The following is a 25811-nucleotide window of genomic DNA, read 5'->3' as shown; positions in this document are numbered from 1 at the left end:
TCACTCGCTATCCAGGTGCAGTTGGGTGTCGACATTACCCTTGTCTTCGCCTTCGGCGAAACTGACGTCGATCAAGTAGATGCGATCGTCCGGCAACTGGCCTTTCTCCACCAGGTAATCCTTGATCCGGGTGGCCCGGGCCTGGCCGATCTGGCGCAGCAGCACCTGGCTCTTGGCCCAGGAAGCGATCACCGCTTCGCGCATCTTCGCGGTGCGTTCGTCGCTGTCCAGTTCCTTCCACTCGGCTGGTGGCTGCTGCTTCAGGCGGGTCCGGTAGATGCCTTCGAGCAGCGGTGCCTGCATGTTCTCCGGCACCTCGAGCTGCTTGGCGTCGCTCGGTACCTTGTCGCCGCGACGCTGGAGCATGCGGTAGTAGGTGTTCTGGTATTCCAGTTCGAGACGCTTGGCGCCGATCGAGGGACCGTCAGCCGCGGCGGAGGCCACGCCTTCCACTTCCAGGCGCAGCGCCGGCCGCTCCTTGAGCGCATCGGCGAGCTTGTCGAGGTTGGCCTGGGCTTCTGGCGTCAGCTCGTCGCTGCCCGCGGCGAAGGGTACCGTGCCGAGATCCTCGTTACCGCCGGCGGCGAGGCCGGCGATGAACTTGAACGGCGCCTGCACGGCGCGCAGGACCAGGTTGCGCAGGGTCTGCCAGACGATCGGCATGACGCTGAACTCCGGGTTGTTCAGATCGCCGGCCACCGGCAACTGGATATCGATGTTGCCCTTGGTGTCCTTGAGCAGGGCTACCGCCAGCTTCACCGGCAGGTCTACGGCATCCGGGCTGTCGACCTTCTCGCCGAGTTGCAGGCCTTCCAGCAGGACCTTGTTTTCCGCCTTCAGTTGGCTGCGTTCGATCTGGTAGTGCAGGTCCAGGTTGAGTCGCCCCTTACGGATGCGGTAGCCGGCGAACTTGCCGGAATAGGGCGTCAGGGTGGTCAGCTCGACGCGCTTGAAGCTGGTGGTGATGTCGAGTTTCTTCAGCGGGTCGAATGGGTCCAGTTCGCCGGCGATGGTCACCGGTGCGTACTTGTCGACCTTGCCCTTGATGTCCACCTTGGCCGGCTGCGAGTTGCGCGTGTCGAGGGTGCCGACTTCGCCGCTGAGCTGCTGGATGGCGGTACCGAACGGCGGCATCAGGGTCAGGTCGGCGAAGTTCGCCGAGCCGTTGTTGATCCGTACGCCGCCGATGTGGATGCCCAGCGGCTTGCTCGCCGGCGCGTTCTTGCTTTCGGCGGCGGCCTTGCCGGACGAACTACCCGGTTGCGGGATGATCAGCTCGCTGACGTTGGTGCTGCGATCTTCGTTGATGATGAAGCGGGCGTAGGGCTCCTCGAAGGACACGCTCTGGATCGACAGGCTGTCCTCGTGCCGATAGGCGAGGCCGTTGAGGGTCAGCTTGGTCCATTTGACGAAGTCGCGGTCCTTGATGGTATCCAGGGTATGCAACTGGCTGACTTCGGCGCTGCCGTCGACGCTGAAGGCCAGCGGCTCGACGCTCTTCAGGTCGACCGCCAGCTCGCTGCCAAGGAAGCCGCTGCGCAGTTCCAGGCGGATGAACGGCGAGATGTAGGCCTGGGCCACGCGCAGGTCGATGTCGCGGGTACTGACCTTGAGCCTGGCGCTGACCGGGTCGAGCACCACCTGGCCGCTGGCCTGGACCTGGCCGCGGTTGCCGAGGCCGGTCTTGAGCTTGAGGTCGAAGGGGGTCTTGCCGAGGCTGTCGACGTTCTGCAGGTCGAGGTCCAGCGGGCCGACTTCCAGCGGGACCTCGGTGGCCGGCTGGCGATCCACCAGGTGCGCCTTGTAGCCGCGCAGCTGGGCGTCGCGCAGGACGATGTGCCAGGGCTTGGCGGGCGTCTCCGCGGCGGCTTTCGTACTTTCCGGCGGAGGCGTCTTTGCAGTGTCGGCGAGCTGTTGCGGAGAGTCGCTGGCTGCCTTGTCGATTTCCGCAGTCTTGGCCGTTTCCTGCCCGGTTGCCTTGCCGGTCTTCGGAGCCTTGCTCGTCTCTTGCTTGGCTACCTTGTCGGCAGCGCCTTCCGCGACCTTGGCGGACTCTTTGTCGTCCGTTGCCCTTTCCGTCTCGGCGACGCTGGCGTCCTTCTCCGCCGGCCTGTCCTTGCCCGCTTCGCCCGAGGCTATCACGGCTGCCTTGGCGGCACCGTCGGTTGCCGGTTCGCGGGTGGTCTTCGCCGCGTCGGTCGGGGCAGCGGCGGGATCGGTGTTTTCCGCCGGCTTGGGTGCAGGCGCCTTGCGTGGCGGCGGAGTGAAGTCGGCGAACAGTTTCTGCCAGTCGAGCTGGCCGTCCTTCTCGCGCGCGGCCCAGGCCTCCAGGCCCTGGCTGCGGACTTCGCCGAGCACCACTTCCTGCTTGGCCAGGTCCAGGGTGGTAGCGGCCACGTCGAGGCTGGCGAGCTTGGCCAGCGGCTTGCCCTGGGGCGAATTGATGCTGAAGTCGGCGAGTTTCAGCGCGGCCTTGTCGAGCAGCAGCTGGGTGTCCTTGGACAGGTCCAGGCGATAGTCGCTGGAGAGGCTGACCACGCCGTTCTCCAGCACCAGCGGGGCATTGTCGCGGACATAGGGCCACCAGGCCTTGAGCTGGATATCCTTGACGCTCAGGTGGCCCCTGGACGTGATCGGCACCAGGGTCAGGTCGCCTTCCCAGTCGAGGCGGCCGCCGTTCGGGCCGGTGGCGACCAGGGTCATCTTCGCGCCGTCGTCGGGCAGGGTGCTGAGGTTGTGCAGCTCGAAGCCCAGCGGATCGAAGCTGAAGTCCACCGGCTCGCTCGGTCGCAGGTCCTGGAAGTGCAGGCTGCCCTCGGCCAGTTGGATGCGGTCGATGCGCAGCGGGAACGGGTCGCTCGGCTGTTCAGGCTCGGGCGATTCGCTCGGCGGGATCCTGAACAGTCTGGCCAGGTTGAGCTGGCCCTTCTCGTCGAACAGCAGTTCGGTATGCGGACCTTCCAGCTCGACGTCGGCCAGGTGCAGCTGGCGTTTCCACAGGCTGTCCAGCTGCAGGTTGGCGTACAGCCGGCGGAAGGCGAGCTGGGGGTTCTTCTCCTCGCCCAGGCGCAGACCCCAGAGGGTCAATTCCAGGCTGAAGGGGTTGAATTCGATACGTTCGAGACGTGCGGGGACGGTGGCGTATTGCGCCAGTTGCTGGTTGGCGACGCGCAGCCCGATGCCGGGTATGAGCAGAAAGCCCAGCAGGCAATAGACGAGGAAGGTGATCAGCAGGGCGCTGACAGCGCGTTTCAGTCCTTTGGGCATGGCTCTCTTTCGTTTTCCGTTCTAAGCGGTGCGTTGGAGTATGGCACGGCCTCAAGGTTCCGACCGTGATTCGCGCCGTTTCAGAGCCTTTGGACGGGTATTCTCGCTGTCACGGCACGAAAGTTCAGTGGCTCACCGGCGGCAGACCCATGCGCCGGCAGGCTCGATGCATCGAAGCGTTGCGCACCGCCCAGCGCAGCAAGGGTACGCTGCGCCTGACGCTGCCGCGGATCAGGCGGCGTTGTAGCGGACTGAACGGGAGGTCGAGCATCGATCCGGCCCATTCCGGCAACAGCTCGGCGCCTGCGCGCAGCATCAGCGCGCCGAACGGCCTGGCCAGGGTGCTGGGCGCTGGTGCGTTGAAGAGAATCCGCACCACTTCGCGGGTGCGTTCGTCGCAACGCAGGCGTGGACGCATGGCCTCCAGGTAGGCGGCGATCTGCTGGCGGTCGCGCGGTACCGCGCGGGCGCCGAGGCGTTCGGCGACCAGGGCGATTTCCGAGTAGTAACGGTCCTGCTCGCTGCCCGGCAGGTCGGGATTGAGATAGCGCAGGTAGGACTTGAGAAAGCTGCTGACCTCGGCGACATGCACCCAGGTCAGCAGGTCCGGGTCGCTGGCGGAGTAGGGCGTGCCGTCGGGCAACTGGCCGATGACGCTTTCGTGGATGCGCCGGACCCGCTCGATCAGTCGCTCGGCATCGGCCAGCGGGCCGTAGGTGGTGGCCGAGATGAACTGACCGGTGCGACGCAGGCGCCCGAGCAGGTCGTCGCGGAAATTGGAGTGGTCCCACACCCCCGCCAGGGCCAGCGGATGGAGCATCTGCAGGAGCAGCGCGCCGATGCCGCCGATCATCATGCTGCTGAAGTCGCCGTGGACCTTCCAGCAGGCGGCATCGGGGCCGAACAGGCCCGGATCGCCTTTCGGCGACTCGAAGTCGACACCGCCGACGGCGAGCCCGGTAAGGCTCAGCACCTGGCTTTCGATATGGCGACGGACGCTTTCCATGGGGGGCTCGCTACGACAGGGCAGGCACGAGCTTAACCCAGGCGCCGGAGAGACTGGAACCGTCCCGCGCCGCAGGGCGGCGGGACGGTTGCGCGGGTCAGCGGTTGAGGCGGTTGTCGATCAACCCCTGCACCACTCCCGGATCGGCCAGGGTCGAGGTATCGCCGAGACTGTCCAGCTCGTTGCAGGCGATCTTGCGCAGGATACGCCGCATGATCTTGCCGGAGCGGGTCTTCGGCAGGCTGGGCGCCCATTGCAGGTGATCCGGCTTGGCGAAGCTGCCGATCTCCTTGCCGACCAGGGCCAGCAATTCCTGTTGTAGCGCCTCGCTGGGCTGACTGCCGGCCATCAGGGTGACGAACGCGTAGATGGCCTGGCCCTTCACGTCATGCGGGCAGCCGACCACTGCCGCCTCGGCCACCGCATCGTGCAGGACCAGCGCGCTCTCGACCTCGGCGGTGCCGATCCGGTGTCCGGAGACATTGATCACGTCGTCGACCCGGCCGGTGATCCAGTAGTAGCCGTCTTCGTCGCGGCGCGCGCCGTCGCCGCTGAAGTAATACCCGGGGTAGGGCTTGAAGTAGGTGTCGATCATCCGCTGGTGGTCGCCGTAGACGCTGCGGATCTGACTCGGCCAACTGGCCTTGATCGCCAGTACGCCGCTGCCCGCGCCGTCGATTTCCTTGCCTTTCTCGTCGAGCAGCACGGGTTGCACGCCGAAGAACGGGCGGGTAGCCGAGCCTGGCTTTAGCGCAGTGGCGCCGGGCAACGGGGTGATCAGGATGCTGCCGGTCTCGGTCTGCCACCAGGTATCGACGATGGGGCAGCGCTTCTCGCCGACCACCTGGTAGTACCACTCCCAGGCCTCCGGGTTGATCGGCTCGCCCACCGAGCCGAGCAGGCGCAGGCTGCTGCGCGAGGTCTGGCGGACCGGGGCGTCGCCTTCGCGCATCAGCGCGCGGATCGCGGTCGGCGCGGTGTAGAAGATATTCACCTGGTGCTTGTCGATCACCTGCCAGAAGCGCGAGGCGTCCGGGTAGTTGGGCACGCCCTCGAACATGAGGGTGGTGGCACCGTTGGCCAGCGGGCCGTAGACGATATAGCTGTGTCCGGTGACCCAGCCGACGTCGGCGGTGCACCAGTAGACGTCGCCATCGTGGTAGTCGAACACGTACTTGTGGGTCATCGCCGCGCCGAGCAGGTAGCCCCCGGTGGTGTGCAACACGCCCTTCGGCTTGCCGGTGCTGCCGGAGGTATAGAGGATGAACAGCGGGTCCTCGGCGTCCATCACTTCCGCCGGGCAGTCGGCTGAGGCCGCGTGGAGCGCCTCGTGGTACCAGATGTCGCGGCCTTCGACCCAGGGTATGTCGCCCTGGGTGCGCTCGACCACCACCACGGTAGAGACGTCCGGGCAGTCCTTCAGTGCCTTTTCCACATTCTGCTTCAGCGGGATGTACTTGCCGCCGCGCACGCCCTCGTCGGCGGTGATCACGGTGCGGCAGTCGGCATCGAGGATGCGGTCGCGCAGCGAGTCCGGCGAGAAGCCGCCGAACACCACCGAGTGCACCGCCCCGATACGGGCGCAGGCGAGCATGGCGTAGGCGGCCTCGGGAATCATCGGCATGTAGATGCAGACCCGGTCGCCCTTTTCCACGCCGCGGCTCTTCAGCACGTTAGCCAGGCGGCAGACGTTGTGGTGCAGCTTGCGGTAGGTGATGTGCGCGGATTCGCTGGGGTTGTCGCCTTCCCAGACGATCGCGATCTGTTCGCCGCGGCGTTCCAGGTGGCGATCGATGCAGTTGTAGGCGACGTTCAACTGGCCGCCCTTGAACCAGGTGGCCTGGCCTTTCCTCAGGTCGCCGTGGTGGACGCTGTGCCAGGGCTTGAACCAATCGAGGAAGGCCTTGGCCTGCTCGCCCCAGAACTCGTCGGGGTTCTCGACGGATTGGCGGTACAGGCGCTGGTAGTCGTCGTCGTTCAGGTAGGCACGCTGGCGGACGGCGTCCGGCACCGGGTGGACGCTGATCTCGAACATGGCGGTTTCCTTTGTTTTTCTGCTCCGCAAGGTGTCGAGAGACCGCACGCGGCCCCTCTCCAGGTTCGACCAAGGGTGGGCCAGGCGAGAGCCATGTTCAAGTGCCAAAGGCGCGAGCGGGGAAGGCGCCGGGGTCAATCGCCGGACGGAATGAAAAAGCCCGGCCTAGGGCCGGGCTTTGGGGAGAGGCGGATCAGCCGCGATGGCGGCCGCGGAAGAAGTCGATCAGGCCTTGGGTCGAGGCGTCCTCGGCCGGGGTTTCCTCGCTGCCGACCAGGCGCGAATAGACACCCTTGCCGAGTTCCTTGCCAAGCTCCACGCCCCATTGGTCGAAGGCGTTGATGCCCCAGAGGATGCTCTGTACGTAGACCTTGTGCTCGTACATGGCGATCAGCGCGCCGAGGCGGCGGGCGCTGATGCGCTCGACCACCAGGGTGTTGCTCGGTCGGTTGCCCGGAATCACCTTGTGCGGCGCCAGGCGCTGCACTTCGGCTTCCGGCAGGCCCTTGGCGCGCAGTTCGGCCTCGGCCTCCTCGCGGCTCTTGCCGAGCATCAGCGCCTGGCTCTGCGACAGGCAGTTGGCGTACAGCCACTGGTGATGGTCGGCCACCGGGTTGTAGCTGCTCACCGGGACGATGAAGTCCGCCGGGATCAACTGGGTGCCTTGGTGCAGCAACTGATGGTAGGCGTGCTGGCCGTTGCAGCCGACACCACCCCAGATCACCGGCCCGGTGCCGCTGGTGACCGGCGTGCCGTCCTGGCGCACGCTCTTGCCGTTGGATTCCATGTCCAGTTGTTGCAGATGGTCGGTGATATTCCGCAGATAGTAGTCGTAGGGCAGGATCGCGTGGCTGTTCGCGCCCCAGAAGTCGCCGTACCAGACGCCGAGCAGGCCGAGCAGCACCGGGATGTTGCGTTCGAACGGCGCGGTCTGGAAATGCTGGTCCATGTTGTAGGCGCCGGACAGCAGTTCCTTGAAGTTGGAGATGCCGATGGACATGGCGATCGGCAGGCCGATGGCCGACCACAGCGAGTAGCGGCCGCCGACCCAGTCCCACATGGGGAAGATGTTTTCCTCGCGGATGCCGAAGGCGATCGCGGCTTCCTTGTTGCTGGAGACGGCGATGAAATGGCGGTAAAGCTCTTCCTCGGTGCCGCCCTGGGCCAGGTACCAGGCGCGTGCGGCCTGGGCGTTCTTCAGGGTTTCCAGGGTCCCGAAGGACTTGGAGGAAACGATGAACAGGGTGGTCTCGGCGTTCAGGCGGCTGGCCAGTTCATGGAACTCGCTACCGTCGATGTTCGCCAGGTAGTGGCAGCGCACGCCTTTCTGGGCGAACGGCAGCAAGGCTTCGGATACCAGTTGCGGGCCGAGGAAGGAGCCGCCGATGCCGATGTTCACCACGTCGGTGATCGGCTTTTCGGTATAGCCGCGCCACAGGCCGTTGTGCACGTAGCCCACCAGCTCGGTCATCTGGTGCAGGACGCGGTGGACTTCCGGCATCACGTCGACGCCATCGACCAGCACCTTGTCGCCGATCGGTCGACGCAGCGCGGTATGCAGTACCGGCCGGCGCTCGGAGGCATTGATCGCCTCGCCGTCGAACATCGCCCGGATCGCGTCGCTCAGCCGTGCTTCCTCGGCCAGCTTCACCAGCAGGTCGATGGTGTCCTGGCGAATCAGGTTCTTCGAGAAGTCGAGGAACAGTCCACAGGCGCTGAAGGAAAACCGCTTGAAGCGCTCCGGATCGTCGATGAACGCCTGGCGCATCCTGAAGTCCTGCAGTTCCTGGCGATGGGCGGCCAGGGCGCGCCAACTGTCGAGTTGCGTGGCATCCAGCGGAGTGAGGTGGTGCTTCATGGCTGACCTTCTGGTTGGAATTCGATGGCGCACTTATTTGAACATGAAAAAGCCCGGATGAAACCGGGCTTTATCCAGAGGGGGCGAGGTCAGGCGACCTGTATCGGAATCGCCTCGCTGGTATGGCTGAGCTGGTTGCCCGGCGCCATGTACAGCATGCGCGGCTTGTGGCTGGCCAGTTCGGCTTCGCTGTAGTGTGCGTAGGCGCAGATGATCACGCGGTCGCCGACCTTGGCCTTGTGTGCCGCGGCGCCGTTCACCGAGATCATCTTCGAGCCGTTCTCGGCGCGGATCGCATAGGTGGTGAAGCGCTCGCCGTTGTCGACGTTGTAGATCTGGATCTGTTCGTACTCGCGGATTCCGGAGAGGTCCAGCCAATCGCCGTCGATGGCGCAGGAGCCTTCGTAGTCGAGGACGGCATGGGTGACTTCGGCGCGATGCAACTTGGCTTTGAGCATGATGGCGTGCATGGGGCGACTCCTATCGGGTCCGCGGGGGGCGGCAGAGTATGGCGAGTCCGTGGTGAGCGCTCAAGCCCCCGGGAACCGGGGGCTCGGCATGCGTCAATCGAGGTGGATTGAGAGGTTGTCGATCAGCCGCGTACTGCCCAGGTAGGCGGCGGCCAGGATCACCAGTTGGCGGTCGCCGGGTACCCCGGGGCGCAGGCTGATCGGCTCGCGGATTTCCAGGTAGTCGGGGCGCAGCCCGGCCTGTTCCAGGGCCTGGCGGGCGTCGGCGAGCAATGCCGGGAAGTCCTCGGCGCCGGCGCGTATGCGTTCGCCGAGCTGCCGCAGGGTGCGGTAGATCGCCGGGGCGGCGGCGCGCTGCTGCTCGTCGAGGTAACCGTTGCGCGAGGACAACGCCAGGCCATCGGCGGCGCGCACCGTCGGCTCGCCGAAGATCTGCACCGGCAGGTTGAGGTCGCGGACCAGCTTGCGGATCACCGCCAACTGCTGGAAATCCTTTTCGCCGAACAGCGCGAGGTCCGGCTGGACCATGTTCAGCAGCTTGCTGACCACGGTCGCCACGCCTTCGAAATGGCCGGGACGACTGGCGCCGCAAAGGCCTTCGGAGACGCCGGGAACATGGATGCGGGTCTGCCCGTCCATGCCGTCGGGGTACATTTCCTCGACGGTCGGGGTGAACAGCAGGTGGCAGCCGGCTTCGAGCAGGCGTTCCTGGTCGGCTGCGAGGGTTCGCGGGTATTTGTCGAGGTCTTCGCTGGGGCCGAACTGCAGCGGGTTGACGAAGATGCTGACGACCACGAAGTCGGCGCGTTCGCCGGCTTTCTTTACCAGCGCGGCATGGCCGGCGTGGAGGTTGCCCATGGTCGGCACGAAGCCGATGCGCTTGCCTTCGCTGCGGGCGCGCGCCACCGCGGCGCGCAGTTCACGGACGGTCTTGACGGTGTTCATGCGTTGAATCCGTGTTCGGCGGCGGGGAAGGACACGTCCTTGACGGCGCGGACGTAGGCCGCGATGGCGGCTGGGATGCTCTCCTGGCCTTGCATGAAATCCTTGACGAACTTGGGCGAGCGGCCGGTCAGCGAGAGACCCAGCATGTCGTGCATGACCAGCACCTGGCCATCGGTCGCCGCACCGGCGCCAATCCCGATCACCGGGATCTTCACCGCCTGGGTGATCTCTTCGGCCAGCACGCTGGGCACGCACTCCAGCAGCAGCATGGCGGCGCCGGCCTGCTCCAGGGCGATGGCATCGGCGCGCAACTGGCGCGCCTGGGTTTCCTGGCGGCCCTGGACCTTGAAGCCGCCGAACAGGTTGACCGCCTGCGGGGTCAGGCCGAGATGCGCGCAGACCGGCACGCCCATCTGTGCCAGGCGGGCGATCGGCTCCGCCAGCCAGGCCCCACCCTCCAGCTTGACCATGTGTGCGCCGGCCTGCATCAGGCGGACCGCGTCGGCAAGGGTCTGGGCCACGGAATGGCTGGATTCGAAGGCCAGGTCGGTGACGATCAGGGAACCTTTGTTACCGCGTTTCACGCAGGCCGTGTGATAGGCCATTTCCTCGTTGCTGACCGGCAGGGTGCTGTCGTGACCCTGCAATACCATTCCGAGCGAATCTCCGACCAGAAGCACGTCCACGCCGGCCTGGCTGGCGGTGTGGGCGAAGGTGGCGTCGTAGCAGGTCAGCATGGCGATCTTCTCGCCGCTCTGCTTCAACCCTTGCAGGGTGGTCAGGGTTACATCAGGCATGGAAAGGCTCCTCGTTGGGCCGGTGATGAGCCGGCGCGGGGCAAACGGCCACTTATAGTCCGGATGGGGTGGCTCGAAGTCAATTGCAGGTGTTACCGCATTGTTACGGCGTTACTGCCACTGCCGAACGCCGCGCCGCCTGCGGTTGCGCGCGCAGTGTACGCCCATCCGCGACGTCCTTCGTCAGCTTTTCGGTAACAGTGTGAAGAGCCCGCCGCGAGGTATCCGCGCAGCGGCGGGCAGGCAGGGTCAGGCGCCCGGAAGGCGTTCGATGCCCTCGAACGGACAGGCCGCGAGCAGCTCCGGCAGGTGGCGGCCATCGGGCAGGCGCAGGTCGGGGGCGAGATCGGCGAGGGGATAGAGCACGAAAGCGCGCGCCTGCATGTGGTAGTGCGGCACCTTCAGGCGCGGCAGGTCGAGCAATTGTTCGCCGAACAGCAGGATGTCCAGGTCGAGCGTGCGCGGACCCCAGCGCAGGTCGCGGACGCGCCCCTGGTCCAGTTCGATGGCCTGCAGGGCGTCGAGCAGGTCGAGCGGCGCCAGGTTGGTGTCGAGGGCCGCCACGCCGTTGACGAAGCGCGGCTGGTCGGCGGGGCCGAGCGGGTCGCTGATATAGAGCGGCGAGACGGCGACCAGGCGGGTCTCGGGAAGCCGCTCGAAGGCATCGAGGGCAGCCTGGATCTGCTCGCGCGGTTCGGCCAGGTTGCTGCCCAGCGCCACGTAGACGCGCTGGATCATTCGCCGCTTCCGCCGCTGCCTTCCTTGCGCGGCCCGCGGCGCCGACGGCCGCTGTTGCCGCCGCGGCGACGCTTGCGCGGGGCGCTGCCGTCTTCCTGGCTGACCAGGTCGCGGATCATGTTGCGCCGCTCGCTGTCGCTGACTTCCTGGTAATCGGTCCACCATTGGCCGAGTCCTTCGGTTTCCTCGCCGGCACTTTCGCGCAGCAGGAGGAAGTCGTAGCCGGCGCGGAAGCGCGGGTTTTCCAGGAGCAGGTCGGCGCGCTTGCCCTGGCGTCGCGGCAGACGTTCCTGCATATCCCAGATCTCGCGGATCGGCAGGGTGAAACGCTTGGGAATGGCAATCCGCTGGCACTGTTCGCTGATCAGTTCGTGGGCGGCTTCCTGCATCGCCGGGATGGCCGGCATGCCTTTCTCCTGCAACTGCGCGACGCGCGCCGGCAGGGCCGGCCAGAGCAGTGCGGCGAAGAGGAAGGCCGGGGTTACCGGCTTGCCCTGGCGAATGCGCGCATCGGTATTGGCCAGGGCCTGGCGGATCAGCTTGCCGGTGTAGTCGGGGTTGGCCTGCAGTGCCTTGGCGCTGGCCGGGAACAGCGGCGCGAACAGTTCGTACTCGACCAGCAGTTCGAAAGTGCGCTCGGCCCGGCCGGCGAGGAACAGCTTGAGCACCTCGTCGAACAGGCGCGCCGAAGGGATTTCCCGCAGCAGCGGGGCCAGCCGGCGAATCGGCGCGGCGCTGTGCTTCTCGATCTCGAAGTCGAGCTTGGCGGCGAAACGTACCGCCCGCAGCATCCGCACCGGGTCTTCCAGATAACGCTGCTCCGGATCGCCGATCAGGCGGATCAGGCGATTGCGGATGTCGTGAACGCCATTGGCGTAGTCCAGCAGCCGCTCGCTGGTGACGTCGAAGTACAGGGCATTGATGGTGAAGTCGCGGCGCTGGGCGTCGTCTTCCAGGCTGCCATAGACGTTGTCGCGCAGGATGCGGCCGCTTTCGTTGCTGGACGCGCGGCTATCGCCATCGTCCTGGCCTTCCGGGTGATGGGCGCGGAAGGTGGCGACCTCGATGATCTCGCGGCCGAAGTGCACGTGTACCAGTTTGAAGCGGCGGCCGATGATCCGCGCGTTGCGGAATTCGGCGCGGACCTGCTCCGGCGTGGCGCTGGTGGCGACATCGAAGTCCTTGGGAGCGATGCCGAGCATCTGGTCGCGTACGCAGCCCCCGACCACGTAGGCCTGGTAGCCGGCCCGCTGGAGGATCTCGACGACCTTGACGGCGTTCCGGCTGAACTGGTCCCGGCGCAGGGAGTGCTGGTTGTTACCGATGACTTCCGGGGTTGTACGGACGGCGCGCGGACGGCGCAGGGGGGAACGAATGGTCTGGATCAGCTTTTTCAGCATGGATGTGTTATCGGGAGCACGATGTGGGTGATTGCACGCCTGCGTTGCTCAAACAGGACGGACGTCGGGTAATGCTGCGGCATTATCAGGACCTCTCGGGCGAGGCGTGTTCTGTACCCGTTGAATGTTTGGCCCCGCGACGCACAGGGCGTCCCGGGCGCCGGAACCGACTGCGCCATGCATCCTGACAGAAACGAACAGGGGCCGTACATCCTGTTCCCGCGAAGCGGGAGAGGGCCGGGAAGGCTGCGGTGAATCTGGCAAGGCATGCGGATGGCCGCATAGTCTGCGCGGATTCTAGCATTGGATGGGGAAATGGTGTAAGGCGAAGGAAAAACGGGAAAAACGGAGGGAGGGGGTGAAGCTACTGGGGGAGCCGAAGCTCCCCCCCAAGTAGGTGCGTGCTTTGTTTTTATTATGATTTCGGGCTTGTTGTTTTTGTTTGTCGACCCGTCCCTTGAGCCAGTCGCTTCAGGGATATCTCCCAGGCTGGGAGTTCAATAGCAAACGGATTGCTTTGGTCGCTGATGCTGCCATGATCGTCGAACGATCCAACCAGTCTGTGCGCTGCCTCGAGGCAGTTTTATTCTTCTTCCGACTGGCTGCGGGACGGGTCCCGACAGCAACTCCTCTCCAAAAGAATCAGTTAGCTGCGCCTCCGCGATTTTGTTTTTGTTGTGCTGGAGTCGTTACGTGTTGTTTTTATTGTCTTCGTCGTTGCTTGTTATTGTTGTTGTGCCAATACATAAGCAGATGCCGTGCCAGTTTTTCGAAACCCAGTAAAATCAAGGGGTTGAGGTTTTCGGTGGGTCGGCGGAGGGCACAAAAAAACCGGGTTCCCGTTACCGATGAACCCGGTTTCTGTTACGCGGTACGTCCGCGGTAACAGGTTGCAGGGTGTTACGAGTCGGCCGAGGCCCCTGATTTACGCCGCGGAATGCCCAGGCGCTGGCGGCGTTCCCACAGGCATTTGCGGCTGATGCCCAGCTTGCGGGCCAGCTCGGTCTCGGTCATGTGGTCCTGGTGCTCGAGGACGAAGTGCTGGAAGTAGTCTTCCAGCGAAAGGTCCTCGGTGGGCTCGTGGTTGCTGGCCGCGGCGCCCGCCGGGCCGAGGCCGAGGTCGGCGGCGAAGTCGTCCTCGAGGTCGTCCAGCTCGATGTCGATACCCAGCAGGTCGGCGTGGATTTCCTGGCTCTCGCTGAGGATCACCGCCCGCTCGATGGCGTTTTCCAGTTCGCGCACGTTGCCCGGCCATGGGTAATGGCGGATCGCCTGTTCGGCGTCGTGGGCGAAGCTGAGCGGCGCGCGCCCCATCCGGGTGCACTGGCGAGCCAGAAAGGCGCGGGCGATCTCCATCACGTCGTTGCCACGCTCGCGCAGGGCGGGCAGCTTCAGCGAGATCACATGCAGGCGGTAATAGAGGTCTTCGCGGAATTGCCCGGTCTTGGCCAGGGTTTTCAGGTCGCGGTGGGTGGCGGCGATCAGGCGCACGTCGACCTTCTGCGATTGCACCGAGCCGACCCGGCGGATCTCGCCTTCCTGCAATACGCGCAGCAGGCGGGCCTGGGCCTCCAGCGGCAGTTCGCCGATCTCGTCGAGGAACAGGGTGCCGCCGTCGGCCGCTTCGACCAGCCCGGCGCGCCCGGCGCTGGCACCGGTGAAGGCGCCTTTTTCATGGCCGAACAGCTCGGATTCGATCAGGGTTTCCGGAATCGCCGCACAGTTCACCGAGATCAGCGGCGCCTTGGCGCGCTTCGACAGGTTGTGCAGGGCGCGGGCGACCAGTTCCTTGCCGGTGCCGGACTCGCCCTGGATCAGTACCGTAGAGTCGGTCGGCGCGACCTTGCGAATCTTGCTGTACAGCTCTTGCATCGGCGCACAGGAGCCGATGATGCCTATCTCGCCGTCGGCTGCCGCCGGGCTGGCGCCGCGCTCGCCGCCGGCCTTGCCGCCGTTGGCGGAGACCGGGGCCGCGCTGCGGTTCTCCTGGCGGTCCTTGAGGATGCGCGCCACGGCCTGGAGCATTTCGTCGTGGTCGAAAGGCTTGGCGATGTAGTCCACCGCGCCCATCTTCATCGAATCCACCGCCGAACGCAGGCTGGCGTAGCTGGTCATGATCAGCACCGGAATGCCTTCGGCGAGCTTGATCAGTTCGGTGCCGGGGGCGCCCGGCAGGCGCAGGTCGCTGACCACCATGTCGAAGGAGGGGATGGTGTAGCGCTCCTGGGCTTCCTGCACCGAGCCGGCTTCGCTGACCTGGTACTGGTTGCGCTCCAGCAGGCGTCGCAATGCAGATCGGATAATGGTTTCGTCTTCGACGATCAGAATATGTGCCATGTATTCAGCTCTCTCGACGTGCTCGTCTACAGCTCGGCCGTCGGGCCAGGGTGCCGCGGCAGGGTCACGCGGAAGCGGGTGCCGCATTCTCGCTGGTGATCCGTCGGGCTCTCGATGGTTATCTGTCCATAATGCTCTTCCACGATCGAATAGACCAGTGCGAGGCCGAGCCCGGTCCCCTTGCCGGGGTCCTTGGTGGTGAAGAACGGTTCGAACAACTGGTCCATGATCGCCTTCGGGATGCCGCTGCCCTCGTCCTCGACGACCAGGTCCACGGTATGTTCCGAGGCTTCGCTGCGGACCCGGATCGCGCCGCCCGGCGGGCTGGCGTCGCGAGCATTGGAGAGCAGGTTGATCAGCACCTGGGCCAGGCGCTGCGAGTCGCCCTCGACCCAGTGCGCCGGATCGCAGAGGTTGAAGAACTCTACTTCGACGCTACGCCGGTTCAGCGACAGCAGTCCGATGGCCTCCTGGGCGACTTCGCTCAGGCACACCGGTTCCAGGGCCTGCAGGTGGCTGCCGGAGTGGGCGAAGCTCATCAACGACTGGACGATGCGCGATACGCGCTTGGTCTGGTCGAGGATCTGCTCGCTGATCTCGGTCAGCTCGCCGTCGCCTTCGCGTTCCTCGCGCAGGTTCTGCGCCAGGCAGGCGATGCCGGTGATCGGATTGCCGATCTCGTGGGCCACCCCGGCGGCAAGGCGGCCGATGGAAGCCAGGCGCTCGGAGTGGACCAGCTTGTCTTCCAACAGTTGGGTTTCGGTGAGGTCTTCCACCAGTAGCACCAGGCCGCTGTTGCCCGGCGCCAGGGGTTCCTCGATGGCCGCCTTGTGCAGGTTCAGCCAGCGGGTGTGGCCGTCGTAGACCAGGCGCTGCTTGTGCAGGTGCTCGTCGGGGGCGTCGATGAAACGTTCCAGCAGGCCCTTCCAGGGTTCGGGCAAGGCCGACAGGCGCGAACCGACGACCTTCTGCGCGCCGACCCCGGTGAGTTCCTCGATGGCGCGGTTCCACATCAGCACTTCCTGGTCCTTGGCCAGGGAGCAGACGCCCATCGGCAGGTCTTGCAGGGTCTGCCGGTGGTAGCGGCGCAAGGTGTCGAGTTCGGCAGCCAGGCCAGTCAGCCGGGAGTGATAGTCCTCCAGGCGGCTCTCGATGAAGTGGATGTCCTCGGTGACATAGCTTTCTTCGCTGGTCTTGTAGGGAAGGAAGGTCTCCACGATGTCCTGGGCGACACTGGGTCCCATCAGCCCGGAAAGGTTCGCCTCGATGCGGTCGCGCAAGCGACGCAGGGCATAGGGGCGACGTTCGTCGAAGGGCAGGTGGAGATCGCGCAGGGCCTGCTCGACCTCCTTCTGCGCGGTCTTGGCGCCCAGCGGCTTGGCCAACTGGCTGGCGAACTCCTGCGGCGAACCGGCGAACAGTTCGCGGCGTTGCGGACGGCGTACGTTGTCCACCGCGCAGGCCTCGGCGGCGCCTTTTTCCTCGTCGCTGGCCTCGGTGAACAGCGACACCAGGGTGAATACCAGCACGTTGGCCGCCAGCGAGGACAGCGCCGCCAGGTGCCAGTTCGAATCGTCCAGCACGTAGATCACGTCGAACAGCGGCAGGTACAGGCCCTGTACGTTCCCCATCAGGGGCAGCAGCATGGTGATCGCCCAGACCAGCATGCCGGCGATCAGCCCGGAGATGAAGCCACGGCGGTTGGCGGTCGGCCAGTACAGCACCGAGAGGGCGCCGGGAAGGAATTGCAGGGTGGCGACGAAGGACACTATGCCCAGGTTGGAGAGGTCCTGTTCGGCGCCCAGCAGCAGGTAGAAGGCGTAGCTGGCCATGATGATGGCGACGATCAGCAGGCGCCGGGTCCATTTCAGCCAGCGGTAGATGTTGCCCTGCGCCGGCGGCTGGTAGAGCGGCAGCACCAGGTGGTTGAGGACCATTCCCGAGAGCGCCAGGGTCATCACAATAGTCAGCCCGCTGGCGGCGGAGATGCCGCCGATGAAGGCGGCCAGGGCCAGGGCCGGGCTGTCCACCGCCAGGCCGAGGCCGATGGTGTAGTACTCCGGTGTGGTCGAGGCGCCGAGGCGCAGCCCGGCCCAGAGGATCGGCGGTACCGCCAGGCTCATCAGCAGCAGGAACAGCGGCAGGCCCCAACTGGCGGAAATCAGCGCGCGCGGGTTGAGGTTCTCGGTGAAGATCATGTGGAACATGTGCGGCATCACGATGGCCGCGGCGAAGAACACCAGCAGCAGCGTTCGCCATGGACCTTCGGCCAGCGGCGTGTGCAGGGTGGTCAGCGCGGTCTGGTTCTGCAGCAGCCAGACTTCCAGGCCTTCCGGCCCGCCGAAGACGCCGTACAGGGCGTAGAGGCCGATACTGCCGAGCATCACCAGCTTGACCAGCGACTCGAAGGCGATGGCGAACACCAGTCCCTCGTGGCGTTCGCGGGTGGCGATGTGGCGAGCGCCGAAGAGGATCGCGAACAGGGTGATCAGGGTGCAGAAGACGAACGCGACCCGCTCCTGGGCCGGGTCGCGGGTGAGAATGCTGATCGAGTCGGTGACCGCCTGGATCTGCAGGGCCAGCATCGGCAGCACGCCGATCAGCATGAACAGCGTGGTCAGGGCGCCGGCCCAGGTACTGCGGAAACGGAAGGCGAAGAGGTCGGCCAGCGAGGACAGCTGGTAGGCGCGTGTCACCCGGAGGATCGGATAGAGCAGCACCGGGGCGAGCAGGAAGGCCCCGGAAATCCCCAGGTAGATGGCGAGGAACCCGTAGCCGTACTGGTAGGCCAGGCCTACCGTGCCGTAGAACGCCCAGGCACTGGCGTAGACGCCCAGCGACAGGGTGTAGACCAGCGGGTGGCGTACCAGCCGGCGCGGCACGTAGCCGCGCTCGGTGATCCAGGCGATGCCGAAGAGGGTGGAGAGGTAGGCGACGCTGATCAGGATCAGCTGGGTCAGGCTAAAGCTCGTCAGCATCGCGCTGGCTCTGCAGGATGAAAGTGACCACGATGAGGATCAGCCACAGCAGGTACGGGCGGTACCAGGCGCCGTTGGGGTCGATCCACCAGTCCATGATGGCGGGGGAAAAGAGATAGATGCCCACGACCAGGAGCAGGACCAGTCGGTAGATGTACATGCCGCTTCCCTCATGCTTGGGCCGGCAGGCTACAGGCTGCGGGTGGGTGCCGGCAAGCCGCCGGGCGGGCTACAGGCGTTCCTCGGGAAGGGTAGCGCAGCGCGGGATGCGCGTGGCGTCCCAGTGCGCGACGCCCCAGGCCAGCGCCTCGCTGGCGCTGGCCTGGGCCAGTTCGGCCGGCGGCCGCTGGCCGAGCGCGCGCAGGGCGCGGGTCAGCGGCGCGGCGGCCTGCTCGGCGGGCAGTGGCGGGGAGCGGTAGGACTTGCCGAGCTTGTGCCCGTCCGGCTGGACGATCAGCGGCACGTGCAGGTAGCGCGGCTGGCTCAACCCCAGCAATTCCTGGAGGTAAAGCTGGCGCGGGGTCGAGTCGAGCAGGTCGGCGCCGCGGACGATGTCGGTGATGCCCTGCCAGGCGTCGTCCAGCACCACCGCCAGTTGGTAGGCGTAGAAGCCATCGCGGCGCTGGATGACGAAATCGCCGACCTCGCGGCCGAGATGCTGGTGGACTTCGCCCTGCACGCGGTCGACGAAGCGATATTCCAGCTCCGGCACGCGCAGGCGGATCGCCGCATCCTCGCGGGCGTGCCCGGCGTCGCGGCAGAAGCCCGGGTAGATCCCGGCGAATCCCTCAAGCTGCTTGCGCGAGCAAGTGCAGGCGTAGGCCAGGCCGCTGCGCAGCAGTTGCTCGACCACTGCGGCGTAGTCCGGGAAGCGTTCGCTCTGCCGCTCCACCGCGCCGTCCCATTCGAAGCCGTAGCGCTCCAGGGTTTCCAGGATCGCCTGCTGGGCGCCCGGGACTTCGCGGGGCGGGTCGAGGTCCTCCATGCGCACCAGCCAGCGGCCGCCGACGGCACGTGCGTCCAGGTAGGAGGCGACGGCCGCCACCAGGGAACCGAAGTGCAGGTAGCCGCTGGGCGTCGGGGCGAAGCGGCCTACATAGGAAGAGGTCATGGCGCGAGCGGTGCGGCGGGGAACGGCGGAAACGAAACGGGGCGCCTTGGCGCCCCGTCGGTCCGGCTCAGGAGCCGAGTTGCTTCTCGCGGATTTCCGCGAGGGTCTTGCAGTCGATGCAGAGGGTCGCGGTGGGGCGCGCCTCCAGGCGACGGATGCCGATCTCGACGCCGCAGGAGTCGCACCAGCCGTACTCTTCGTCTTCGATCAGTTGCAGGGTCTCGTCGATCTTCTTGATCAGCTTGCGCTCGCGGTCGCGGGCGCGCAGTTCCAGGCTGAATTCTTCTTCCTGGCTGGCGCGGTCGGCCGGATCGGGGAAGTTGGCCGCTTCGTCCTGCATGTGATGCACGGTACGGTCGACTTCTTCCATCAGCTCCTGTTTCCATTTGTTCAGGATCGCGGTGAAGTGCGCGCGCATGCGCTCGCTCATGTACTCCTCGCCCTTGGTTTCCTGATAGGGTTCGAAGCCGCGGGTCATCTGCTGGCTGCTCTGTTGTTTTGCTTTGGTGGACATGAATGGCCGCCTCTCACTTTCGCTAATCCTGTCCGCGGCAGGGTTCCCTCGCCGGCTCTCCGGCCCCGCGGTCGCAAGCGGGCGAACTTACCAGAACGATAACCTTGGCGCTACTCCCGGTTGTCGAGGCTGGTGTCGCCCGCGTAATGGCTTGGTTAGAATCGGTTTTTCCTCGCAAAGTTCGGAATATCCATGGCTACCTCCTATAGCGCGCGCAGTCGGGCCATCGAGCCTTTCCATGTCATGGCCCTGCTGGCGCGGGCCAACGAGTTGCAGGCCGCCGGCCACGATGTGATCCACCTGGAGATCGGCGAGCCGGACTTCACCACGGCCGAGCCGATCGTCGAGGCCGGGCGCGCCGCCCTGGCCGCCGGGCATACCCGCTACACCGCCGCCCGCGGCCTGCCGGCGCTGCGCGAGGCGATCGCGAAATTCTACGGCGAACGCTACGGGGTCGACCTCGACCCACAGCGCGTGCTGGTCACTCCGGGCGGTTCCGGAGCCCTGCTGCTGGCCAGCAGCTTGCTGGTCGACCCCGGCCGCCACTGGTTGCTCGCCGACCCGGGCTACCCGTGCAACAGGCATTTCCTGCGCCTGGTGGAAGGCGCCGCGCAACTGGTGCCGGTGGGGCCGGACAGCCGTTACCAACTGACACCGGATCTCATCGAGCGGCACTGGGATTCAGACAGTGTAGGCGCTCTGGTGGCGACGCCGGCGAATCCGACCGGGACCCTGCTCGATCGCGACGAACTGGCCGGCCTGTCGGGCGCCTTGAAGGCCCGCGGCGGGCACCTGGTGGTGGACGAGATCTATCACGGCCTGACCTATGGCGTGGACGCCGCGTCGGTGCTGGAAGTCGACGACGACGCTTTCGTCCTGAATAGTTTTTCCAAGTATTTCGGCATGACCGGCTGGCGCCTGGGCTGGCTGGTGGCGCCGGCAGCGGCGGTGCCTGAGCTGGAGAAGCTGGCGCAGAACCTCTACATCAGCGCGCCGAGCATGGCCCAGCAGGCCGCGCTGGCCTGTTTCGAGCCGACCACCATCGCCATTCTCGAAGAGCGTCGCGAAGAGTTCGCCCGCCGTCGCGACTTCCTCCTGCCGGCCCTGCGCGAGTTGGGTTTCGGAATCGCCGTGGAGCCGGAAGGCGCCTTCTATCTCTACGCCGATATCAGTGCGTTCGGCGGCGATGCCTACGCCTTCTGCAAGCACTTCATCGAGACCGAGCACGTGGCCTTCACTCCGGGGCTGGATTTCGGCCGCCACCAGGCCGGCCACCACGTGCGTTTCGCCTATACCCAGAACCTGCCGCGCCTGCAGGAAGCGGTGGAGCGGATCGCCCGCGGCCTGAAGAACTGGCGGCCCTGATGCGTTTCGAGCAGCCACTGGAAGAAGGCCGCCTGCTGCGTCGCTACAAGCGTTTCCTCGCCGATATCGAGAGCGCCGGCGGCGAGCGCCTGACTATCCACTGTCCGAATACCGGTTCGATGCTCAATTGCATGAGCGAAGGTTGCCGGGTCTGGTTCAGCCGCTCCAACGACCCCAAGCGCAAGCTGCCGGGGACCTGGGAGCTGAGCGAGACTCCGCAGGGCCGCCTGGCCTGCGTCAACACGGCGCGGGCCAACCGCCTGGTAGAGGAGGCGCTGCTGGCCGGGGACATCGCGGAGCTTGCCGGTTTCACCGCTCTGCGCCGGGAAGTGGCCTACGGCGTGGAGAACAGTCGCGCCGACTTTCGCCTGGAATACCCCACGGGCGCACTGTTCATCGAGGTGAAGAGCGTCACCCTGGGCTTCGACGAAACCGCCGTGGCGGCCTTTCCCGACGCGGTGACGCTGCGCGGCGCCAAGCACCTGCGCGAACTGGCGGCGCTGGCGCGGGAGGGGAACCGTGCGGTGCAGCTGTACTGCGTGAACCTTTCCGGGGTCGAGGCGGTGCGCCCCGCCGACGAGATCGATCCAGCCTATGGCAAGGCGTTGCGCGAGGCGGCGCAAGCGGGCGTCGAGGTGCTGGCCTATGGCGCCGAGGTGACGACGGAAGGATTGCACCTGGCGCGGCGCCTCCCGGTGCGACTCTGAGGCACAGCCGCGCCGTGGGGCGCGGCCACTCTCAGCGGCGTTCGAGCAGGACGCCGCTTTCCATGTGGTGGGTGTAGGGGAACTGGTCGAACAGCGCGCAGCGGCTGATCCGGTGCGTGTCGTGCAGTTGGGCGATGTTCTGCGCCAGGGTTTCCGGGTTGCACGAAATGTACAGGATGCGCTCGAAGCGTCGGGCCAGCTCGCAGGTGTCCGGATCCATGCCGGCTCGTGGCGGATCGACGAAGACACTGCCGAAGGCGTAGCTCTTCAGGTCGATGTCGGCCAGGCGGCGGAACGGGCGAACCTCGTTCAGCGCCTGGGTCAGCTCTTCGGCCGACAGGCGCACCAGGCTGACGTTGTCCACCGCGTTGTCGGCCAGGTTGGCCAGCGCCGCATTGACCGAGGACTTGCTGATCTCGGTGGCCAGCACCTTGCGTACCCGGGTGGCCAGGGGCAGGGTGAAGTTGCCGTTGCCGCAGTACAGTTCGAGCAGGTCGTCGTCGCGCTGGCCGAGCGCCTCATAGGCCCAGCCGAGCATCTTCTGGTTGACCTCGCCGTTGGGCTGGGTGAAAGCCCCCTCGGGCTGGCGGTAGCGGAAGCGCCGGCCGGCGACCGACAGTTCCTCCTCCACATAGTCGCGTCCGACGACGATGCGCTTGCCGCGCGAACGCCCCACCAGGTTCACGCCCAGTTCCGCCGCGAGCTTTTCCGCTGCCTGTCGCCAGGCGTCGTCGATCGGCCGGTGGTAGCAGAGGGTGATCAGCGCGTCGCCGGCCAGGGTGGTGAGAAACTCCACCTGGAACAGCTTGAAGCCCAGCGCCGGGTCGGCCCAGGCCGCCTTCAGGCGCGGCATCAGTTCGTTGATGCGGCGGCTGGCGATGGGGAAATCCTCGATCAGGATCGGAGTGTGCTTGTCGCCCTGCTCGAACATCGCGTAGTGACGTTTCTCGTTGCCGGTTTCCCGCCACAGGCGGAATTCGGCGCGCAGCCGGTAATGCTCGCGCGGCGACTCGAAGACCTCCGGCGCGGGTGCCGCGAACGGGGCCAGCAATCCGGCGAGGCGGGACTTCTTGTCTTCCAGTTGCGCGGCGTAGGCGCTGGGGTCGAACTGTGGACGGCTCATGCGTTGAAGAAGCCCAGCTTGATCACGAACAGCACGGAGAGGATCACCAGCGCCGGGTTCAGTTCGCGCCAGCGCCCGGACAGCACCTTGATCGCGGTCCAGGAAATGAAGCCGAAGGCGATGCCGGTGGCGATCGAATAGGTGAACGGCATGGCCAGCGCGGTGACGACCACCGGCGTGGCGACGGTGATGTCTTCCCAGTCGATCTCTGCCAGGCCCGAGGCCATCAGTACGGCGACGAAGAGCAGCGCCGGGGCGGTGGCGAAGGCCGGTACGCTGCCGGCCAGCGGGGCGAAGAACAGCGCGAGGAGGAACAGGATGGCGACGACGATGGCGGTCAGGCCGGTGCGGCCGCCGGCGCTGACGCCCGCGGCGGACTCGATGTAGCTGGTGGTGGTCGAGGTGCCCAGCAGCGAGCCGCCCATGGCGGCGGTACTGTCGGCGATCAGCGCGCGGCCCATCTTCGGCATGTGGCCGTCCTTGCCCATCAGTCCGGCGCGCTTGGCGACGCCGATCAGGGTGCCGGAGTTGTCGAACAGGTCGACGAAGAGGAAGGCGAAGATCACGCTGACCAGGCCGATGTCCAGCGCGCCCTTGATGTCCAGTTGGAGGAAGGTCGGCGCCAGCGACGGCGGCATCGAGACCACGCCGCCGAACTGGGTCACGCCGAGCAGGATGGCGATGGCGGTGACCACCAGGATACCGATCAGCACCGCGCCGGTGACGCTACGCGCCTCCAGGGCGACGATCAGGATGAAGCCGAGGGTGGCGAGGATTGGTGCCGGCTTGGTCAGGTCGCCCATGCCGATCAGGGTTGCCGGGTTGTCCACCACGATGCCGGCGTTCTGCAGGGCGATCAGTGCGAGGAACAGGCCGATACCGGCGGCGATCGCCGAGCGCAGCGGCAGGGGGATGCTGTTGATGATCCATTCGCGGATGCGGAAGATCGACAGCAGGAAGAACATGGTGGCGGAAATGAACACTGCGCCCAACGCGACCTGCCAGCTGTGGCCCATGTGCAGCACCACGGTGTAGGTGAAGAAGGCGTTGAGGCCCATGCCGGGGGCCAGGGCGATCGGGTAGTTGGCGATCAGGCCCATGATGGTCGAGCCGATGGCCGCTGCCAGGCAGGTGGCGACGAACACCGCGCCCTTGTCCATGCCGGTCTCGCCGAGGATGCTCGGGTTGACGAAGAGGATGTAGGCCATGGTCAGGAAGGTGGTGATCCCCGCCAGGATCTCGGTGCGCACCGTGGTGTTGTGCGCCTTTAGTTGAAACAGCTTTTCCAGCATGTTGGATTCCCCTGAATGTGCTCTGCAACGATCCCCATGGCGCCAGCAGAAGTGGCCGGCCGCGGAGCCGGCCGCCGACCAGGGAAAACCGAATTTCCGCGTGGCGGGCGTTGCATCGCTGTCTCGTCGGCGCGGTATCGCGAACGATCCCGGCAGACGGCTGAGTCCCGAAAATGCGCGAGCCGCATGAAACGACCCACGCACGCCAGGGGCCTCGCGGCGGCCTGCGTGGGGTTCATACGGCTCGAAAAGGCGCGCATCATACCAGTTCGCGGGAGAGGGGTGAATTTCCGCCAGTCTAGTCGATCGTCGCTTCGCGGAAGGGCCTGCTCGCCCGCCCGGCGCGGGCGGCGTTAACATAGGCGTTGGCGTCCGGACGGACGCTCCGCCCAGGTTTTCTGCAGTACCTCATCATGAAACGCTCGAAACTCGCACTCCTTCCGCTGGGCCTGGCGCTGCTGCTGGCCGCCTGCGCCAGCGATCCGCTGCCGATCCCGCAGCACAGCTTCGGGGTCTATGCCACCGCCAGCACGCCTTCCGCGGCGTTCCGCACCCTGGCCGACCCGCAGGGCAAGGCCATGCTGGTGGCGCTGAAGCCCAGCCTGACCCAGGCTGACGTACTCCGCGCCGAGGTCCTGTACGACCAGAACGGTCGACCCGGCGTCGAAGTCACCTTCACCGAACCGGCCGCCCGCCGCCTGGCCGCGCTGACCGGCGAGGCCCGGGGGCGCACTCTCGCGGTACTGGTGGACGGGCGCCTGCGCCTGGCGCCGCGGGTGCGCGAGCCGATCCGCAACGGCAAGGTCTATCTCGACGGGTTGGCTTCGGTCTACGAGGCCAGGGAACTGGCCGATCAGTTGAATGCGCTGGGAAGCCAGCCGGGGCGCTAAGCGCCCGGCTGGCGGCGAGGCTCAGAGCGTCTGGGCCTTGAAGGTATCGCAACTGGCCGGCGAGCCGCTCTCGAAGCCGGTCTTGAACCAGCGCATGCGTTGCGCCGAGGAGCCATGGGTGAAGGAATCCGGCACCACCATGCCGCGGCCCTGGCGTTGCAGGCGATCGTCGCCGATGGCGTTGGCGGCGTTCAGGGCTTCCTCGATGTCGCCCGGCTCCAGCCAGTTCAGCCGCTGCTGTGCACGGTTGGCCCAGACCCCGGCGAAGCAGTCCGCCTGCAGTTCCTGGCGTACCGACAGGCCGTTGGCGCCCTCCATGCGCGCGCCGCGCTGGCGGGCTGCGTTGATCTTGGCCGAGATGCCCATCAGGTTCTGCACGTGGTGGCCGACCTCGTGGGCGATCACATAGGCCTGGGCGAAGTCGCCGGCGGCGGAGAAGCGCTGTTCCATCTCGCGGAAGAACTCCAGGTCGAGGTAGACTCGGCGGTCGGCCGGACAGTAGAACGGCCCGGTGGCCGACGAGGCGAAGCCGCAGGCGGAATTCACCCCATTGCTGAACAGCACCAGCTTGGGCTGTTGGTATTGTGCCTGGCCGCTGGCGAAGATCTGTTCCCAGGTGTCCTCGGTGTCGCCGAGGATCGAGCGGACGAACTCGCTCTGCTCGTCATTGGCCGCCGGGGCCCGACCGCCGGCCTGCTGCTGGGTGGCCGGCGCCGGGCTGTCCATCTGGCCGAGCAGCGACCCGAGGATCTGCATCGGGTCCTGGCCCATCAGCAGGCCGACCACCACCACGATGGCCACCCCACCCAGGCTGAGGCCCTTGCCGCCGATGCGCATGCCGCCACCGCCGCCTGCGCCTCCTTCGCCCCGGGCATCAATCACGTTGTCACTGCGTCGTCCTTTGCGCCAGAGCATGGCGGTTCTCCTGTACGTTTCGCTTCTTCAGTGTTGTCGTCGTCCGCCGCCAGCGCCACCCCG

At 66.2% G+C, this 25811-nt stretch carries 20 protein-coding genes; 3 read left to right on the top strand and 17 right to left on the bottom strand.

All coding sequences use genetic code 11. The features are described from left to right. The 14 genes from LE197_RS23475 to dksA form a co-directional block, all read right to left on the bottom strand. Complete coding sequence (locus LE197_RS23475) at positions 1-3267, bottom strand: DUF748 domain-containing protein (RefSeq protein WP_023089666.1); 3267 nt, start codon at positions 3265-3267, stop codon at positions 1-3. 124 nt (positions 3268-3391) lie between these two features. Beyond that, a complete protein-coding gene (locus LE197_RS23470; protein ID WP_003113910.1) occupies positions 3392-4273 on the bottom strand; it encodes an oxygenase MpaB family protein in 882 nt (293 codons plus the stop codon). A 97-nt stretch (positions 4274-4370) separates the two neighbouring features. Further along, positions 4371-6308 carry an acetate--CoA ligase gene (acs, locus tag LE197_RS23465; protein WP_015648005.1) on the bottom strand — a complete coding sequence of 646 codons (1938 nt, stop codon included), beginning with the start codon at positions 6306-6308 and terminating at the stop codon, positions 4371-4373. A gap of 193 nt (positions 6309-6501) precedes the next feature. After that, positions 6502-8166 carry a glucose-6-phosphate isomerase gene (pgi, locus tag LE197_RS23460; protein WP_003100194.1) on the bottom strand — a complete coding sequence of 555 codons (1665 nt, stop codon included), beginning with the start codon at positions 8164-8166 and terminating at the stop codon, positions 6502-6504. Between the two features lie 89 nt (positions 8167-8255). Continuing rightward, on the bottom strand, positions 8256-8636 hold the full coding sequence (panD, locus tag LE197_RS23455; RefSeq protein ID WP_003095150.1) for an aspartate 1-decarboxylase: 381 nt from the start codon (positions 8634-8636) through the stop codon (positions 8256-8258). Between the two features lie 93 nt (positions 8637-8729). Next, a complete protein-coding gene (gene panC / locus LE197_RS23450; protein WP_015503696.1) occupies positions 8730-9581 on the bottom strand; it encodes a pantoate--beta-alanine ligase in 852 nt (283 codons plus the stop codon). Continuing rightward, positions 9578-10378 carry a 3-methyl-2-oxobutanoate hydroxymethyltransferase gene (gene panB, locus LE197_RS23445; RefSeq protein WP_003095147.1) on the bottom strand — a complete coding sequence of 267 codons (801 nt, stop codon included), beginning with the start codon at positions 10376-10378 and terminating at the stop codon, positions 9578-9580. The genes panC and panB overlap by 4 nt, the downstream gene beginning before the upstream one ends. 249 nt (positions 10379-10627) lie before the next feature. Next, positions 10628-11116 (bottom strand): 2-amino-4-hydroxy-6-hydroxymethyldihydropteridine diphosphokinase, encoded by a 489-nt coding sequence (folK, locus tag LE197_RS23440; RefSeq protein WP_023108797.1) that lies wholly within the window; start codon positions 11114-11116, stop codon positions 10628-10630. After that, positions 11113-12516 (bottom strand): polynucleotide adenylyltransferase PcnB, encoded by a 1404-nt coding sequence (locus LE197_RS23435; RefSeq protein WP_003095142.1) that lies wholly within the window; start codon positions 12514-12516, stop codon positions 11113-11115. Before LE197_RS23435 ends, folK begins: the two co-directional genes overlap by 4 nt. Before the next feature lie 900 nt (positions 12517-13416). Further along, positions 13417-14853, bottom strand: coding sequence for a two-component system response regulator CbrB (gene cbrB / locus LE197_RS23430; protein ID WP_003095138.1), 1437 nt, complete (start codon positions 14851-14853; stop codon positions 13417-13419). A gap of 26 nt (positions 14854-14879) precedes the next feature. Beyond that, positions 14880-17831, bottom strand: coding sequence for a two-component system sensor histidine kinase CbrA (gene cbrA, locus LE197_RS23425; RefSeq protein ID WP_014834135.1), 2952 nt, complete (start codon positions 17829-17831; stop codon positions 14880-14882). After that, positions 17815-17991, bottom strand: a complete 177-nt coding sequence (locus tag LE197_RS23420) for a hypothetical protein (protein ID WP_003095129.1) — start codon at positions 17989-17991, stop codon at positions 17815-17817. The genes cbrA and LE197_RS23420 overlap by 17 nt, the downstream gene beginning before the upstream one ends. A gap of 69 nt (positions 17992-18060) precedes the next feature. Beyond that, complete coding sequence (gene gluQRS, locus LE197_RS23415) at positions 18061-18942, bottom strand: tRNA glutamyl-Q(34) synthetase GluQRS (RefSeq protein ID WP_003116072.1); 882 nt, start codon at positions 18940-18942, stop codon at positions 18061-18063. 67 nt (positions 18943-19009) lie between these two features. After that, on the bottom strand, positions 19010-19456 hold the full coding sequence (dksA, locus tag LE197_RS23410; RefSeq protein WP_003095122.1) for an RNA polymerase-binding protein DksA: 447 nt from the start codon (positions 19454-19456) through the stop codon (positions 19010-19012). A gap of 192 nt (positions 19457-19648) precedes the next feature. Between dksA and LE197_RS23405 the strand changes: the two genes are divergently transcribed. Beyond that, on the top strand, positions 19649-20821 hold the full coding sequence (locus LE197_RS23405) for a pyridoxal phosphate-dependent aminotransferase (RefSeq protein WP_003095120.1): 1173 nt from the start codon (positions 19649-19651) through the stop codon (positions 20819-20821). After that, the gene (sfsA, locus tag LE197_RS23400; RefSeq protein ID WP_023108796.1) at positions 20821-21528 is read left to right on the top strand and encodes a DNA/RNA nuclease SfsA; all 708 of its coding nucleotides are present in this window, start codon (positions 20821-20823) and stop codon (positions 21526-21528) included. The genes LE197_RS23405 and sfsA overlap by 1 nt, the downstream gene beginning before the upstream one ends. Positions 21529-21559: 31 nt before the next feature. Here sfsA and trmA read toward each other — a convergent pair whose 3' ends face one another. Beyond that, positions 21560-22651: a tRNA (uridine(54)-C5)-methyltransferase TrmA gene (gene trmA / locus LE197_RS23395; RefSeq protein ID WP_003116071.1), complete on the bottom strand. Its 1092-nt coding sequence runs from the start codon at positions 22649-22651 to the stop codon at positions 21560-21562. Further along, positions 22648-23943 (bottom strand): NCS2 family permease, encoded by a 1296-nt coding sequence (locus tag LE197_RS23390; protein ID WP_023108795.1) that lies wholly within the window; start codon positions 23941-23943, stop codon positions 22648-22650. The genes trmA and LE197_RS23390 overlap by 4 nt, the downstream gene beginning before the upstream one ends. Positions 23944-24356: 413 nt before the next feature. Here LE197_RS23390 and LE197_RS23385 point away from each other — a divergent pair, with 413 nt between their 5' ends. Further along, positions 24357-24833 carry a SecDF P1 head subdomain-containing protein gene (locus tag LE197_RS23385; protein ID WP_003100175.1) on the top strand — a complete coding sequence of 159 codons (477 nt, stop codon included), beginning with the start codon at positions 24357-24359 and terminating at the stop codon, positions 24831-24833. Between the two features lie 21 nt (positions 24834-24854). Here the strand turns inward: LE197_RS23385 and LE197_RS23380 are convergent, their stop codons facing one another. Continuing rightward, complete coding sequence (locus LE197_RS23380) at positions 24855-25748, bottom strand: neutral zinc metallopeptidase (RefSeq protein ID WP_003095112.1); 894 nt, start codon at positions 25746-25748, stop codon at positions 24855-24857. Positions 25749-25811: the final 63 nt, after the last annotated feature.

This window comes from Pseudomonas sp. PS1(2021) (assembly GCF_020405165.1).
Taxonomy (GTDB): Bacteria; Pseudomonadota; Gammaproteobacteria; order Pseudomonadales; family Pseudomonadaceae; genus Pseudomonas; species Pseudomonas aeruginosa.
Note: the sequence above shows the minus strand (reverse complement) of the source record. Positions and strands in the feature narration are given on the sequence as shown.

Bases quoted from the DNA above. Each gene is read 5' to 3' on its own strand.
- LE197_RS23475 (WP_023089666.1), bottom strand. From the start codon at position 3,267: ATGCCCAAAGGACTGAAACGCGCTGTCAGCGCCCTGCTGATCACCTTC.
- LE197_RS23470 (WP_003113910.1), bottom strand. From the start codon at position 4,273: ATGGAAAGCGTCCGTCGCCATATCGAAAGCCAGGTGCTGAGCCTTACC.
- acs (WP_015648005.1), bottom strand. From the start codon at position 6,308: ATGTTCGAGATCAGCGTCCACCCGGTGCCGGACGCCGTCCGCCAGCGT.
- pgi (WP_003100194.1), bottom strand. From the start codon at position 8,166: ATGAAGCACCACCTCACTCCGCTGGATGCCACGCAACTCGACAGTTGG.
- panD (WP_003095150.1), bottom strand. From the start codon at position 8,636: ATGCACGCCATCATGCTCAAAGCCAAGTTGCATCGCGCCGAAGTCACC.
- panC (WP_015503696.1), bottom strand. From the start codon at position 9,581: ATGAACACCGTCAAGACCGTCCGTGAACTGCGCGCCGCGGTGGCGCGC.
- panB (WP_003095147.1), bottom strand. From the start codon at position 10,378: ATGCCTGATGTAACCCTGACCACCCTGCAAGGGTTGAAGCAGAGCGGC.
- folK (WP_023108797.1), bottom strand. From the start codon at position 11,116: ATGATCCAGCGCGTCTACGTGGCGCTGGGCAGCAACCTGGCCGAACCG.
- LE197_RS23435 (WP_003095142.1), bottom strand. From the start codon at position 12,516: ATGCTGAAAAAGCTGATCCAGACCATTCGTTCCCCCCTGCGCCGTCCG.
- cbrB (WP_003095138.1), bottom strand. From the start codon at position 14,853: ATGGCACATATTCTGATCGTCGAAGACGAAACCATTATCCGATCTGCA.
- cbrA (WP_014834135.1), bottom strand. From the start codon at position 17,831: ATGCTGACGAGCTTTAGCCTGACCCAGCTGATCCTGATCAGCGTCGCC.
- LE197_RS23420 (WP_003095129.1), bottom strand. From the start codon at position 17,991: ATGTACATCTACCGACTGGTCCTGCTCCTGGTCGTGGGCATCTATCTC.
- gluQRS (WP_003116072.1), bottom strand. From the start codon at position 18,942: ATGACCTCTTCCTATGTAGGCCGCTTCGCCCCGACGCCCAGCGGCTAC.
- dksA (WP_003095122.1), bottom strand. From the start codon at position 19,456: ATGTCCACCAAAGCAAAACAACAGAGCAGCCAGCAGATGACCCGCGGC.
- LE197_RS23405 (WP_003095120.1), top strand. From the start codon at position 19,649: ATGGCTACCTCCTATAGCGCGCGCAGTCGGGCCATCGAGCCTTTCCAT.
- sfsA (WP_023108796.1), top strand. From the start codon at position 20,821: ATGCGTTTCGAGCAGCCACTGGAAGAAGGCCGCCTGCTGCGTCGCTAC.
- trmA (WP_003116071.1), bottom strand. From the start codon at position 22,651: ATGAGCCGTCCACAGTTCGACCCCAGCGCCTACGCCGCGCAACTGGAA.
- LE197_RS23390 (WP_023108795.1), bottom strand. From the start codon at position 23,943: ATGCTGGAAAAGCTGTTTCAACTAAAGGCGCACAACACCACGGTGCGC.
- LE197_RS23385 (WP_003100175.1), top strand. From the start codon at position 24,357: ATGAAACGCTCGAAACTCGCACTCCTTCCGCTGGGCCTGGCGCTGCTG.
- LE197_RS23380 (WP_003095112.1), bottom strand. From the start codon at position 25,748: ATGCTCTGGCGCAAAGGACGACGCAGTGACAACGTGATTGATGCCCGG.